The organism is Actinokineospora sp. HUAS TT18 (assembly GCF_051364635.1).
GTDB lineage: Bacteria > Actinomycetota > Actinomycetes > Mycobacteriales > Pseudonocardiaceae > Actinokineospora.
Map to the genome: position 1 here is coordinate 7,196,561 of NZ_CP195645.1, position 12,193 is coordinate 7,208,753.

A 12,193-nucleotide genomic window follows, 5' to 3' on the forward strand; every position below is an offset into this window, starting at 1 on the left:
TTTGGCCCGATCCGCAGCACGACACCCTTGTCGTGTCCGGAATGAAACCCTGAACCGAGCTTCGCATCCGGCGGCCCGACGCGCCCGAAACACCCCCGGGAGGGTGATGCTGTGCGAGACCGGGCGGTAATGAGCTACCCTCTGCCCGCTCCGGTCGCCGAAGACGTCCAGCCGAATCGATTCCGATGGCTGGTCGAACCCCACGCGACCGGCGAGACCTCCGTCACTCGATTGGCGGGCACAAACCGGGGCGCTGGAACGTTGACCAGCGGCACGACCCACATCCTGATGGACCGCAGGGGTGAAAGACGATGGCTACCGACTACGACGCACCACGCCGCAGCGAGGCAGACGATCTCGCGGAGGACTCCCTCGAGGAACTCAAGGCGCGACGGAACGAGACCCAGTCCGGCGTCGTCGATGTCGACGAGACGGACACCGCGGAGAGCTTCGAGCTGCCCGGCGCCGACTTGTCGGCGTTGTCCGGCGAGGACCTCACCGTCCGAGTGGTGCCCAAGCAAGCAGACGAGTTCACGTGCTCGAAGTGCTTCCTTGTGCACCACCGGAGCCGTCTCGCCGAGGACAACAACGGCGTTTTCGTCTGCCGGGACTGCGCGTAAGCCCACGACGCGCCGCCCCCGGCAGGGGCTGAACACCAGAACGACAGACAGCCGGCCACCCGATCGCGGGGTGCCCGGCTGTTCGTCATGTGCGGGGATCGCGCAGGACCGCGGCCAACTCGGCGGGCCTGCGGGTGCTGAACACCCAGTACGGCGTCGGGTCGGCGGGGTCGGTGAGCTCGACGCGCACCAGCGGGCCCACCCAGCCGCGGTGCAGCATGAACGCCGCCGGGTCCAGGTGCGGGCCGAGCACCTTGCGCTTCTCGTTCGCGCCGAAGGTCTCCACCTTGCCGACGAACTCCAGGGGCACGTGCGCGTCGCCCACCTTCAGCTCGCCGTCCTCGACAGCGACCCTGGTGCGCCCGGAGCGCACGATCAGCAGCAGGGTCAGCGGCAGGAGCACGACGTAGGGCAGCCACGAGCGCACGCCCGGGTAGCCCATGTGGATCTCGGCGGCGAGCAGCCCGGCCGCCACCAGCGGCAGCGGCCACCAGTACCACGTCACGTACAGCCGCTCCGCGAACTGCTGGGCGGTGGTCGTCGAATGGGCCGTGCCTGAGCTGTCTGTCACCACCCCAGGGTAGTCTCGCCGCTCGTGTCCAGCGTCGAGGTCCTGCTCACCCGGTTGGATCAGGACGTGCCCCTGCCGTCGTACGCCCGCCCGGGTGACGCGGGGGCCGATCTGGTGACGACCGTGGATGTCATCATCCCGCCGGGCCGCCGGGTGACCGTCGGCACCGGAATCGCGATCGCCCTGCCTGAGGGGTACGCCGGGTTCGTCCATCCCCGTTCGGGTCTGGCGGCGAAGTCGGGGCTGAGCGTGGTCAACACTCCTGGCACGATCGATTCGGGGTACCGCGGCGAGATCAAAGTCTGTTTGATCAACCACGACCTGACCGCACCGATCAGCCTGCGCCGCGGCGACCGCATCGCGCAGCTGGTGGTGCAGCGGGTCGAGCACGCGGTGTTCCGCGAGGTGGACGAGCTGGGGGAGTCCCAGCGCGGCACCGGCGGATACGGGTCGACCGGGGGCCACGAGGTGCTCACCGGCTCGGCGGGGACGGAGGACTAGGTGGGACTGTTCGGACGGCGCAAGCGCAAGGACGAGGAACCGGTCGTCGAGGTCGACGAGCCGGTCGATGTCGAGGACCTCGACGAGGTCGACCGCGCGGACGGCCCCTACGACGAGACCGAGGCGCCCGACGACGAGTTCCCCCGCCTCGACCTGGGGTCGATGCGCGTCCCGGTTCCCGACGGCGCCCAGCTGCAGGTGGAGATGGACCCGGCGGGCCCGGTGCGCGCGGTCCACATCCTCACCCCGGTCGGTCAGCTGACCCTCAACGCCTACGCCGCGCCGAAGTCGGGCGGGCTGTGGCGCGAGGTGTGCGGCGAGCTTGCCGAGCAGCTGCGCGGCGACGGCGCGACGGTCCGCAGCCATGCCGGTGACTGGGGCCAGGAGCTGTCGGCGGCGCTGGGCGAGGTCGCGCTGCGGTTCATCGGCGTCGACGGCCCGCGCTGGATGCTGCGCGGTGTCGTGGCCGGTCCGCCGGAGCTGGCGGAGACGAGCACCGAGGCGCTGCGCGCGATGCTGCGCAGCACGGTCGTGGTGCGCGGGACGCAGCCGATGCCGGTGCGCACGCCGCTGCAGATCGACCTGCCGCAGGCCATCGCCGAGCACATCGCCCAGGCGGGCCAACAGACGTAAACGGCTGGCCGCGGACCACTACGCTGATCGTGTGCGTCCGCCCCTGATCGTGCTCGACGGTGTCCGCTGGCAGGGCACCCCCGTGGTCGGGGAGCGGTCCCAGACGCTGCTTGCCGAGCTGGTCCGCCATCCCCGCGACGGGGTGAGCGACGAGCGCCTGGTCGCCGAGCTGTGGCCGGACGCGCTGCCGTCGCACCCGACGAAGGCGCTGCAGGTCGTGGTGTCGCGGGCGCGGGCGGCCACCGACGCGCACGTGATCACCCGGTCGGCCAACGGCTATCGGCTCGGCATCCCCCTCGACCAGGTCGACGCGCTGATGCTGGCCGCCGCGGTCGGCCAGGCGCGCGGTCGGTTGGCGGCGGGTGACGCGGCGGGCGCGCGGGCCGCCGCCGAGGAGGCCGTCGACCTCGGCCGCACGATCACCGTCTCCACCGACGAAGGCGCGTTGGGCGACTTGCTCGCCGACGCCCGGTCGCACGCCGAGGAGGCCCGCGACCTGCTGGGTCTCGCGCTGAGCCGGGTCGGCGAGCACGAGCGCGCGCTGCCGCTGCTGGCCGCCGCCGTCACGCGCAGGCCCGCCGACGAGGACGTGCTGGTCTGCCTGCTGCGCGGCGAGGCCGCGGTACACGGCCCGTCGGCGGCGCTGCGCCAGTTCGAGGAGTACCGCGCGCGGCTGGCCGACACCCTGGGCACCGACCCCGGCGAGGCGCTGCGCCGCCTGCACACCGAACTGCTCGCCCAGGACCGGCCGGTCCGCCAGGGCCTGCTGTTCGACCACACCGAACTCGTCGGCCGCGACGCCGACATCGCCGCGCTGCGCGCGCTGGTCCGCACCGCGCGGGTCACCTCGATCGTCGGCGCGGGCGGGCTGGGCAAGACCCGGCTGGCGCACGTGCTCGGCCGCGAAGCCGAGCAGCCGGTGGTCCAATTCGTCGAGCTGGTCGGTGTGGTGGCCGCCGAGGACGTCGTCGGCGAGGTCGGCTCGGCGCTCGGGGTGCGCGACTCGGTGGCGGGCAGGCGCGCGTTGACCGCGACCCAGCGCGCCGACGTGCGCGCCAGGATCGCCCAGCAGCTAGACCAGTCACCGGCCCTGCTGATCCTGGACAACTGCGAGCACGTGGTCGACGCCGTGGCCGACCTCGTCGCCTTCCTCGTCTCCGCCGTCCGCGACCTGCGCGTCGTCACCACGACCCGCGCCCCGCTCAACATCTCCGCCGAACGCGTCTACCCGCTCGGCCAGCTCTGCTCGGGCGACGCGGTGGAGCTGTTCCGCCAGCGCGCCCAGGCGGCCCGGCCCGGCGTCGCCCTCGACGAGGACGTGGTGACCGACATCGTCACCCGGCTCGACGGGCTCCCGCTGGCCATCGAGCTGGCCGCGGCCAGGGTGCGGGTGATGTCGGTGGAGGACATCGCGCGCAGGCTGGAGGACCGGTTCGCCCTGCTGCGCGGCGGCGACCGCACCGCCCCGGACCGGCACCAGACGCTGCTCGCGGTGATCGACTGGTCGTGGAACCTGCTGGCCGACCGCGAGCGCCGCGGCCTGCGGTGGCTGTCGGTGTTCCACGACGGCTTCACCCTCGGCGCGGCCGAACAGCTGCTCGGCCCGGCCGCGATCGACGCCGTCGAGTCGCTGGTCGACCAGTCGCTGCTCAGCGTCTTCGAGACGGCGGGCCGGGTCCGCTACCGGATGCTGGAGACGGTCCGCGAGTTCGGCCGCGACCGGCTGGCCGACGCCGCCGAGACCGCGGCGGCCCGCGAGGCTCACTGGACCTGGGCGCGCGGGTTCGCGCAGACCGCTGTCAGCGAGCTGTTCACCATCGCCCAGATCGAACTGATGGACGAGGTCCGGCTGGAGGAGACCAACCTCGCCGACGTGCTCAGGCAGGCGCTCGCCGCGTCCGACCTGGACACCGTGATGGTGCTGCTGTCCGCGCTCGGCCCGTACTGGATGGTGCGCGGCGAGCACCCCCGCGTCGTGGTCCTCGCCGAGGCGCTCGAACAGGCGATCCGGGGCTGGACGCCGCGGGAGGACGTCGCCGACAACACCAGGACGTGTCTGGCCGTGCTGATCAGCAACGCCACCGCGATCCAGGGGGCCGACTCGACCGAGGCCATGGCCCTGCTGCGGAGACTCGGTCCCGGCACGGGCTCCCCGGTCATCGCCGCGCACGTCTCGGTGGTGCTGTCGCTCGACCACGCCGACCCGTCCGCGAGCACCGCGGCCCTGGCGGCGCTGTGCGACCACCCGGACCGGCGCACCGCGTGCCTGGCGCTGCAGTGGTACGCCCACGCGCTGGAGAACGAGGGCGACCCGGAGGGTGCCGTCGAGTGCGCCCGACGCGCGCTGGAGCTGGCCAGGGACGACGACGGGCCGTGGCACCGCGCGATGCTGCACACCCAGCTCGCCGACCTGCACGGCCAGCTCGGCCTGCTCGACCAGGCGCGTCCGCACGCCGTCGCCGCGCTGCCCGTGCTCGACCAGCTGCGTGCCGTGGACGACGCCTGCCAGCTGCGGGCGCTGCTCGCGGTCGTGGCGATGAGCGGCGGCGGGCTGGCCGAGGCGCGGCGGTGGATCGAGGAGATCCACGGCGTCGAACGCACCCAGTGGAGCCTGGGCGGCGGGCTGGTCCGGCTGGTCGCCGAGGCCGAGCTGGCGCTGATCCAGGGCGAGTACGCCGAGGGCCTGCGCGCCTACCGTGATGTCGTCGCCCAGATGCGTGAGCTGCGCTTCCCCGGATTCGGTGACCCGACGGGCTACGAGCCGTGGACGCTGTTCGGCGAGGCCGCCGCGGTGAGCGCGCACGCCCAGTTCGGCGAGGCGCCGGAGGGCGAGGAGCTGTACGCCATCCTCCGGGCCAAGATCAGCGGCGCGCTCGACCCGGAGCGGCCGCACCTGGACCACCCGGTGATCGGGGTCGTGCTCGTCGGGCTCGCCTTGTGGGGGCTGCTGCGCGGGACCCTGCCCGCCGGGGAAGCGGCCCGGCTGCTCGCGCTCGGCCACCGCTTCGGCTACAACCGGCTCTACCCGACCATGGCGTGGCCCGTCGTCACCGGTCTCGCCGAACGGGTGGTGCCGGGGGAAGTCGACCGGTGGCTGGCGAGCTATGGCGACCGACGCGGCCCGCAGCTCCTCACGGAGGCGCGGGCCGTCGTCGGGCACCTGTTCTAAGAGGTCACATGCGGCGGCGGAAGCTGCGCACCGACAGCGGGGCGAAGATCGCGACCAGCGCGACGCAGCCCACCAGCGCCCAGCCGACCTCGCCGGTGACCGTGCCGGTGTTGGCCAGGTCGCGGATCGCCGACACCACGTGCGAGACGGGATTGACCCGGACGAACGCGGCCAGCCAGCCCGGCAGCGACTCGACCGGGACGAACGCGTTCGACATGAACGTCAGCGGGAACATCACCATCAGCGAGATGCCCTGCACGCCCTGGGCGCTGCGGGCGATCGTGCCGAACCAGGTGAACAGCCACGCCAGCGACCACCCGGCGATCACCGCGAGCAGCCACCCGGCGAAGACCCCGACGAACCCGCCGCCGGGCCGGTAGCCCATGAGGACACCCATGCCGAAGGTGAGGCAGGCGGCGACGCCGTAGCGGATCAGGTCGGCGGTCATCGGCCCGGCGAGCGGGGCGATGCGGGCGATCGGCAGGGACTTGAAGCGGTCGAAGACGCCCTTCTCCATGTCCTCGCGGAGCTGGACGCCGGTGGCCATGCAGGCGGTGAGCGTGGTCTGGGCGATGATGCCGGGGATCATCAGCGGCAGGTACGCCGCGACGTCACCGGAGATCGCGCCGCCGAAGATGTAGGCGAACATCGCGGTGAACAGGATCGGCTGGATCGTGACGTCGAAGAACTGCTCCGGGTTGCGGCGCATCTTCTTCACCGCCCGCCACGCCAGGGTCATGGTTTGGCTGAAGGTCTCGGCCATGCTCACGCGCGGCCTCGCCGCGGCGACGGCCGGGTGCACGGTTCGGGTCAGGGTGGTCGCGGTCATCGGTTGTCCTCAGCGGTTTCCGGGGAGTCCGAGGTGTCGTGGCCGGTCAGGGCCAGGAAGACCTCGTCGAGGCTGGGCTTCTGCACGGTCACCGACGCCACCGACACCGACGCGGTGCGCAGGGCGATGAGCACGTCGGCGGCCTGGTCGGCGTGGTCGAGCGCGACGTTGATCCGGCCGTGCTCGGGGGTGAGGACCGGCTCTTCCCGCAGGAGCTTGCGGATGGTGTCGGTGGCGACGGTCAGGTCGGCCGGATCGGTCAGCAGCAGTTGCAGGGTCGAGTTGCCGACCTGGCTCTTCAGCTGGTCCGGCGTGCCCTCGGCGACCTTCACACCGCGGTCGATCACCGCGATCCGGTCGGCGAGCTGATCGGCCTCGTCGAGGTACTGGGTGGTCAGCAGCACGGTGCAGCCGTCGGACACCAGCGCGCGGATCGTGTCCCACATCTGGCCGCGGGTGCGCGGGTCGAGCCCGGTGGTCGGCTCGTCGAGGAAGATCAGCGGCGGGCGGGTGATCAGGCTGGCAGCGAGGTCGAGCCTGCGCCGCATGCCGCCGGAGAACTGCTTCAGCGGCCGGTTCGCCGCCTCCTCCAGCCCGAACTGCCCCAGGAGATCCTTGGTGACCTGCTTCGCCTTGGGTGACGGCAGGCCCTGCAGGCGGCCGAACATCCACAGGTTCTCGGTGGCGGTCAGGTTCTCGTCGACCGAGGCGTACTGGCCGGTGACCCCGACGAGCTGGCGCACGATGTGCGGGTGCTCGCGCACATCCACCCCGAAGACCTCGGCCTGGCCGCCGTCGATCTCCAGCAGGGTGGCCAGCATCCGCAGCATGGTCGTCTTGCCCGCGCCGTTGGGGCCGAGCACGCCGAAGATCTCGCCCTGGCGGACTTCGAGGTCGATGCCGTCGACGGCGCGGTTGTCGCCGAAGACCTTGACCAGCCCGCGCGTGCGCACGGCCAGGTCCACACTGTCCCGCGCGAGGTCGCGGGTCTGCGATGTCGTCATTGTGGTCACGGGAGGGACTGTGCCCACGCCGAGTTTCACGGCGCCTTCACGACGACTTCAGCCGATGTCGCCCACTTGCAGCAGCTCGACGGCGGCGCCGGACTCGGCGAGCAGGTGCGCGGCGGCGGCGCGGCGGGGATCGGCGCGGTAGGCGTCCAGGCCCGCCGGGTCGGTGAAGCTGACCGTGTGGATCTCGGTGCCGCCGTCGACCGAGCGAAGCCTGCGTTCCAGCCTGCCGCCGTGGTCGGCGAGCAGTGGCAGGACCGCGGCCTCGTAGGCGTCGAACGCGGCCAGGCCGCCCTCCGGGACCCGCGCGATCATCACGTAAGTCGTCACGGCGAGACCGCGCGCAGCCAGGCCAGCACCGCCGCGCGCCCCAGTGCCTCCGGGTCGACGCCCACGATCTGCAGACGCGTCGTGCACAAGGAGGCTTGGGGGAGCGCCTTCGCCCAGGCTGTCGCGACCTCCGCCGGGTGCACCGCGTCGTCGGTGAAGGCGGCCACCCCACACGGGATGTCGAGCGTGGCCAGGTCCTCCAGTGTGGGGGCGACGTGGTCGGCGGCGATGTCCAGCGCCTCGGCGAGGTGGTCGCCGTAGCCGGACCACGCGCGGGTCAGCTCGGCGGCCAGCCACGGGTCGAGCCCCGCCACCGCGGCCTCCGTCGCCTTGACCGCGCCCAGCTCGCGCACGGCGGCGGCGCTGTAGCGGGCGGCGACCGCGGCGGGCGCGCCGTCCGGGGCACCGGTCCAGCCCGGCAGGGCCAGCAGCAGCCCCGCGCACCGGTCCCGGTTCTTCAGCGCCCACTCGACGGCCAAGTGCGCGCCGAGGGAGATCCCGCCCGCGATGATCGGCTCCCGCTCGGCCGCCTCGTCGAACGCGGCGAGATAGGCGGCCACATGCCCAGGTCCACGCACCGGAGCGGGCGTCACCGCGGTCATCCCGACGGCGGCGACGGGCACTTCGAACACCGACCGGACGAACACGTCGTCCGACGCTGTGCCGGGCACTAGCACGGCCGTGCGCACAGCGGTGTTCGGCTGGGTCACACTCACCCCTCGTTCCCTGTCCCTGGGTTACCTGGCGCGGTTAACCTGATTGTGCATGGGTCGTTCGTCGGGGCCGACCCCCACCACAGGAGCGGGACAACATGGGCACCAAGGGGGACGGATATTGGCACCGTCTCGTCAAACGGCTGACGACCGATGTCGACCAGCTGGACGCGGACGACCTATCCGAGCGGGCCGAGGCGCAGGGCGCGCGCCGAGCCTGTGACTGCCAGTCCGGCGACGAGGTCATCGTGCTGGGCCGCTTACGCACCGTCGAGCTGTGTCCGCGCGACGCGGTGGCCACGCTGGAGGCCGAGCTGTTCGACGGGACCGAGGGCGTGACACTAGTCTGGCTCGGTCGTCGCCGGATCCCGGGAATCGAGCCGGGCCGCACCGTCAAGGCGCAGGGCCGGATCGCGGTCCGCGACGGCCGCAAGGTCCTCTACAACCCCTACTACGAGTTGCAGACCACCACATGACGAAACCGACCACTGAGGTCACCAAGGAAGACGGCCCCGAACCGACCCTGCTGGAGCAGATGGGCGGGATCAGCGGGCTGATCTACTCGTCGGTCCCGGTGGTCGTGTTCGTGCTGGCCAACCTGTTCTTCGGGCTCACCGTCGGCATCTGGAGCGCCGTGGGCTGCGCGGTGCTGATCACGGTCTTGCGCGTCGTGCGCAAGGAGCCGCTGCAGCCCGCCATCTCCGGCTTCTTCGGCGTGGCGATCGCGGCCCTCATCGCCAACCAGACCGGCTCGGCCAAGGGTTTCTTCCTGCTCGGCATCTGGACCAGCCTCGTCTACGGCGGCGTCTTCCTGATCTCGGTGCTGGTGCGCAGGCCGCTGGTCGGGGTGATCTGGTCGCTGCTCAACGGCCTCGGCCAGGACTGGCGCAAGGACAAGGTGTCGGTCCGCGCCTACGACCTGGCCACGCTGACGTTCGTCGCGGTGTTCGCCGCGCGGTTCGTCGTGCAGAAGTGGCTCTACGACGAGGACCAGACCGGCTGGCTCGCGGTGGCGAGGCTCGGCATGGGCTACCCGCTGTTCATCGTGGCCCTGGCGGTCACCGTGTGGGCGGTGCGCAAGGCCAAACACCGCCAAGCCGAGCGCGACGCTCTCGTCGAGAGTGACGAGGAGATCGAGGCCCGGCTGCGCGCCAAGTACGGCGAAACCAGCTGACCTGCGCTTTCCGAAAGGCCACCGTCCGCCCTGGATGGTGGCCTTTCGGCATGTCTGGAGATGTTCGTCTCTCGCTAACTGACCACTCAGCGTGCTCGCGTAGGCTTACGGTTACGTAACCGTAGGGTCGTCTTGGGGGAGACACCCGGAAATCCGAGGTAGCCGCACGTGACGACAACACTCGAGCCCCCACTCGCCCCGGGCGCCAAGCCGCTCACCGACCGCCGCCGCAGCGGTGCCGAGCAGTTCGGCGTCTACGCCTTCGTAGTGCTCCCGCTGCTGGCCGTCGCCGCCGCCGTGCCGTTCGCCTGGGGCTGGGGCCTCGGCTGGGTCGACATCGGCATCGCGCTGGCGTTCTACCTCGTCAGTGGCCTCGGTGTCACCATCGGCTACCACCGCTTGTTCACCCACGGCTCCTTCCGCGCCAAGCGCGGCCTGAAGATCGCGCTGGCCGTCGCCGGTGGCCTGTCCGCGCAGGGCTCGGTCATCGAGTGGGTCGCCGACCACCGCCGCCACCACGCCTTCTCCGACAAGGAGGGCGACCCGCACTCCCCGTGGCTGTTCGGCACCGGCCCGGTCGCCATCGCCCGCGGCTTCTGGCACAGCCACATCGGCTGGCTCTTCGACCGCGACTGCACCACGATCGACCGCTTCGCCCCCGACCTCGCCGCCGACGCCGACCTGCGTGCCGTCGACCGCATGTTCATCCCGCTGACCGTGGCGTCGCTGACCGTCCCCGCGCTGCTGGGCGGCCTGCTGACCTGGTCCTGGTGGGGCATGCTCACCGCGTTCTTCTGGGGTGGCCTCGTCCGCATCGCGCTGCTGCACCACGTGACCTGGTCGGTCAACTCGGTCTGCCACATGATCGGCGACCGCCCCTTCAAGTCCCGCGACAAGGCGTCCAACGTGTGGCCCCTGGCCCTGCTGAGCTTCGGCGAGTCGTGGCACAACCTGCACCACGCCGACCCGACGTCGGCCCGCCACGGCGTGCTGCGCGGTCAGCTGGACATCTCGGCCCGGCTGATCTGGGTGTTCGAGAAGCTGGGCTGGGCGAGCAACGTCCGCTGGCCCACCGAGCAGCGCATCACCAAGCTCCGCGTCGAGAAGGCGCTGGCGAAGTAGTTCGTTCCGCGCGAGAGCCCGGCCTCCTTCGGGGGCCGGGCTCTTCTCATGCTTTGGCGGTCGCGCTCGCCGGCGAATCCCGCGGGCGCGCCGCAGGAGAGTTCGGCGCTGTCCGCCTCGGCAAGGTACCGCGACCTGTCGGACTGGCTCGACTAGTGCCCCAGGGCCTTGCGGATCTCGTTCTCCACGTCCGCCGACGCCACGAAGAGCAGTTCGTCCCCACCCTCCAACGGATCATCCGCCTGCGGCACGATCACCCGCCCACCCCGCAGGATCGTCACCAACGCCGCATCCCGAGGCAGCTTCACCTCACGCACCGGCCGGCCGGCCCAAGGCGTGTCCTGAGGCAGCGTCATCTCCACCAGGTTCGCCTGCCCTTGCCGCAGCGTCAGCAGCTGCACCAGCCCGCCGACACTCACCGCCTCCTCGACCATCGCCGCCAGAACTCGGGGAGTCGACACAGCGACGTCCACCCCCCAAGCGGACGTGAACAGCCACTCGTTAGACGGATCGTTCACCCGGGCGACAACCCGCCGCACCGCGAACACCGTCTTCGCCAGCAGCGAAACCACAAGGTTGACCTTGTCGTCCCCCGTGGCCGCGATGACGACGTCACACAGCTGGATCCCCGCGTCCTCCAGCGAAGCCAGCTCACAGGCGTCCGCGAGGACCCACTCGGCCTGCTCGACCGTGTGCGGCTCGAACTGCTTGGCCTCGCGCTCGATGAGCATCACCTGGTGGTCGCCGCCCACGAGTTCGGCGGCGATGGAGCGGCCGACGGCGCCTGCCCCGGCGATCGCGACACGCATCAGTGACCCTCCTCCGGCGCCTGGGCGGCGGCCGTCGTGACCTCGGTGACCGTGCCCGACAGGGCCGCGACGTAGACCTGGTCGTCTGCCTGGATGACCGTCTTCGACTCGGCCAGCACGCCCGTGCCGAAGCGCATGATGAAGGCGACGCGGCAGCCGGTGGCCGACTGGAACTCCTTGACCGTGCGGCCCACCCAGTCCTCGTGCACCGGCACCTGGAGCAGCGCCACCTTGCCCGACGGGTCGCGCCACGCCGAGGCCACGCCGTCCGGCAGCAGCGTCCGCAGCAGGCGGTCGGTCGTCCACGGCACCGTCGCGACGGTCGGGATGCCCAGGCGCTCGTAGACCTCGGCGCGCTTGGGGTCGTAGATCCGCGCGACCACGTGGTCGACGCCGAAGGTCTCCCGGGCGACGCGCGCGGAGATGATGTTGGAGTTGTCGCCGCTGGACACCGCCGCGAACGCCCCGGCCCGCTCGATCCCCGCCTCGATCATCACCTGGCGGTCGAACCCGGGCCCGACCACCTGCTGACCGTGGAAGTCGGGACCAAGGCGCCGGAACGCCTGCGCGTCCTTGTCGATCACGGCGACGCTGTGGTCCAGGCGCTCCAGCGCGTGGGCCATCGAGGCCCCGACGCGTCCGCAGCCCATGATCACCACGTGCACGAGCAGCCTCCTCGCTGGCTGTATTCACGCGAAACGGACACCCGTCG

14 protein-coding genes are annotated in these 12,193 nt (G+C 71.6%); 7 read left to right on the top strand and 7 right to left on the bottom strand.

What is annotated here, in order from left to right:
* Positions 1-311 precede the first annotated feature (311 nt).
* Positions 312-620 carry a DUF4193 domain-containing protein gene (locus tag ACSHT8_RS33605; RefSeq protein ID WP_054045619.1) on the top strand — a complete coding sequence of 103 codons (309 nt, stop codon included), beginning with the start codon at positions 312-314 and terminating at the stop codon, positions 618-620.
* 85 nt (positions 621-705) lie between these two features.
* Here ACSHT8_RS33605 and ACSHT8_RS33610 read toward each other — a convergent pair whose 3' ends face one another.
* The gene (locus ACSHT8_RS33610) at positions 706-1,191 is read right to left on the bottom strand and encodes a DUF3093 domain-containing protein (protein WP_436495943.1); all 486 of its coding nucleotides are present in this window, start codon (positions 1,189-1,191) and stop codon (positions 706-708) included.
* Positions 1,192-1,215: 24 nt separating this feature from the next.
* On the opposite strand from ACSHT8_RS33610, the gene dut reads away from it, so the two are divergent.
* Genes dut through ACSHT8_RS33625 form a run of 3 tightly spaced genes read left to right on the top strand, consistent with a single transcriptional unit; the run spans position 1,216 to position 5,494 of the window.
* Entirely contained in the window at positions 1,216-1,692 is a 477-nt protein-coding gene (gene dut, locus ACSHT8_RS33615) for a dUTP diphosphatase (protein WP_436495944.1), read from the top strand.
* The gene (locus ACSHT8_RS33620; protein ID WP_436495946.1) at positions 1,693-2,325 is read left to right on the top strand and encodes a DUF3710 domain-containing protein; all 633 of its coding nucleotides are present in this window, start codon (positions 1,693-1,695) and stop codon (positions 2,323-2,325) included.
* A gap of 31 nt (positions 2,326-2,356) precedes the next feature.
* A complete protein-coding gene (locus ACSHT8_RS33625; RefSeq protein ID WP_436495947.1) occupies positions 2,357-5,494 on the top strand; it encodes a BTAD domain-containing putative transcriptional regulator in 3,138 nt (1,045 codons plus the stop codon).
* A gap of 4 nt (positions 5,495-5,498) precedes the next feature.
* Here the strand turns inward: ACSHT8_RS33625 and ACSHT8_RS33630 are convergent, their stop codons facing one another.
* The 4 genes from ACSHT8_RS33630 to ACSHT8_RS33645 are packed head-to-tail and all read right to left on the bottom strand — an operon-like array spanning position 5,499 to position 8,379.
* Positions 5,499-6,323: an ABC transporter permease gene (locus ACSHT8_RS33630; RefSeq protein WP_436495949.1), complete on the bottom strand. Its 825-nt coding sequence runs from the start codon at positions 6,321-6,323 to the stop codon at positions 5,499-5,501.
* Entirely contained in the window at positions 6,320-7,327 is a 1,008-nt protein-coding gene (locus ACSHT8_RS33635) for an ATP-binding cassette domain-containing protein (protein WP_436502245.1), read from the bottom strand. The genes ACSHT8_RS33630 and ACSHT8_RS33635 overlap by 4 nt, the downstream gene beginning before the upstream one ends.
* A 57-nt stretch (positions 7,328-7,384) precedes the next feature.
* Positions 7,385-7,663 carry a hypothetical protein gene (locus ACSHT8_RS33640; protein WP_436495951.1) on the bottom strand — a complete coding sequence of 93 codons (279 nt, stop codon included), beginning with the start codon at positions 7,661-7,663 and terminating at the stop codon, positions 7,385-7,387.
* Complete coding sequence (locus tag ACSHT8_RS33645; protein ID WP_436495953.1) at positions 7,660-8,379, bottom strand: alpha/beta fold hydrolase; 720 nt, start codon at positions 8,377-8,379, stop codon at positions 7,660-7,662. The genes ACSHT8_RS33640 and ACSHT8_RS33645 overlap by 4 nt, the downstream gene beginning before the upstream one ends.
* 95 nt (positions 8,380-8,474) lie before the next feature.
* On the opposite strand from ACSHT8_RS33645, the gene ACSHT8_RS33650 reads away from it, so the two are divergent.
* From ACSHT8_RS33650 to ACSHT8_RS33660, 3 genes are all read left to right on the top strand, one after another.
* Entirely contained in the window at positions 8,475-8,852 is a 378-nt protein-coding gene (locus ACSHT8_RS33650) for an OB-fold nucleic acid binding domain-containing protein (RefSeq protein ID WP_436495955.1), read from the top strand.
* Entirely contained in the window at positions 8,849-9,550 is a 702-nt protein-coding gene (locus tag ACSHT8_RS33655; RefSeq protein WP_436495957.1) for a DUF3159 domain-containing protein, read from the top strand. The genes ACSHT8_RS33650 and ACSHT8_RS33655 overlap by 4 nt, the downstream gene beginning before the upstream one ends.
* A gap of 168 nt (positions 9,551-9,718) precedes the next feature.
* A complete protein-coding gene (locus tag ACSHT8_RS33660) occupies positions 9,719-10,672 on the top strand; it encodes an acyl-CoA desaturase (protein WP_436495959.1) in 954 nt (317 codons plus the stop codon).
* 152 nt (positions 10,673-10,824) lie between these two features.
* On the opposite strand, the gene ACSHT8_RS33665 is transcribed toward ACSHT8_RS33660, so the two are convergent.
* Both ACSHT8_RS33665 and ACSHT8_RS33670 read right to left on the bottom strand, forming a co-directional pair.
* A complete protein-coding gene (locus ACSHT8_RS33665; protein WP_436495961.1) occupies positions 10,825-11,481 on the bottom strand; it encodes a potassium channel family protein in 657 nt (218 codons plus the stop codon).
* Positions 11,481-12,146 (bottom strand): potassium channel family protein, encoded by a 666-nt coding sequence (locus ACSHT8_RS33670; protein ID WP_436495962.1) that lies wholly within the window; start codon positions 12,144-12,146, stop codon positions 11,481-11,483. Before ACSHT8_RS33670 ends, ACSHT8_RS33665 begins: the two co-directional genes overlap by 1 nt.
* Positions 12,147-12,193: the final 47 nt, after the last annotated feature.

What these genes read in the sequence shown, in the direction of transcription:
- ACSHT8_RS33605 (WP_054045619.1), top strand. Translation starts at nt 312, where the DNA reads ATGGCTACCGACTACGACGCACCACGCCGCAGCGAGGCAGACGATCTC.
- ACSHT8_RS33630 (WP_436495949.1), bottom strand. Translation starts at nt 6,323, where the DNA reads ATGACCGCGACCACCCTGACCCGAACCGTGCACCCGGCCGTCGCCGCG.
- ACSHT8_RS33635 (WP_436502245.1), bottom strand. Translation starts at nt 7,327, where the DNA reads ATGACGACATCGCAGACCCGCGACCTCGCGCGGGACAGTGTGGACCTG.
- ACSHT8_RS33650 (WP_436495955.1), top strand. Translation starts at nt 8,475, where the DNA reads ATGGGCACCAAGGGGGACGGATATTGGCACCGTCTCGTCAAACGGCTG.
- ACSHT8_RS33655 (WP_436495957.1), top strand. Translation starts at nt 8,849, where the DNA reads ATGACGAAACCGACCACTGAGGTCACCAAGGAAGACGGCCCCGAACCG.
- ACSHT8_RS33665 (WP_436495961.1), bottom strand. Translation starts at nt 11,481, where the DNA reads ATGCGTGTCGCGATCGCCGGGGCAGGCGCCGTCGGCCGCTCCATCGCC.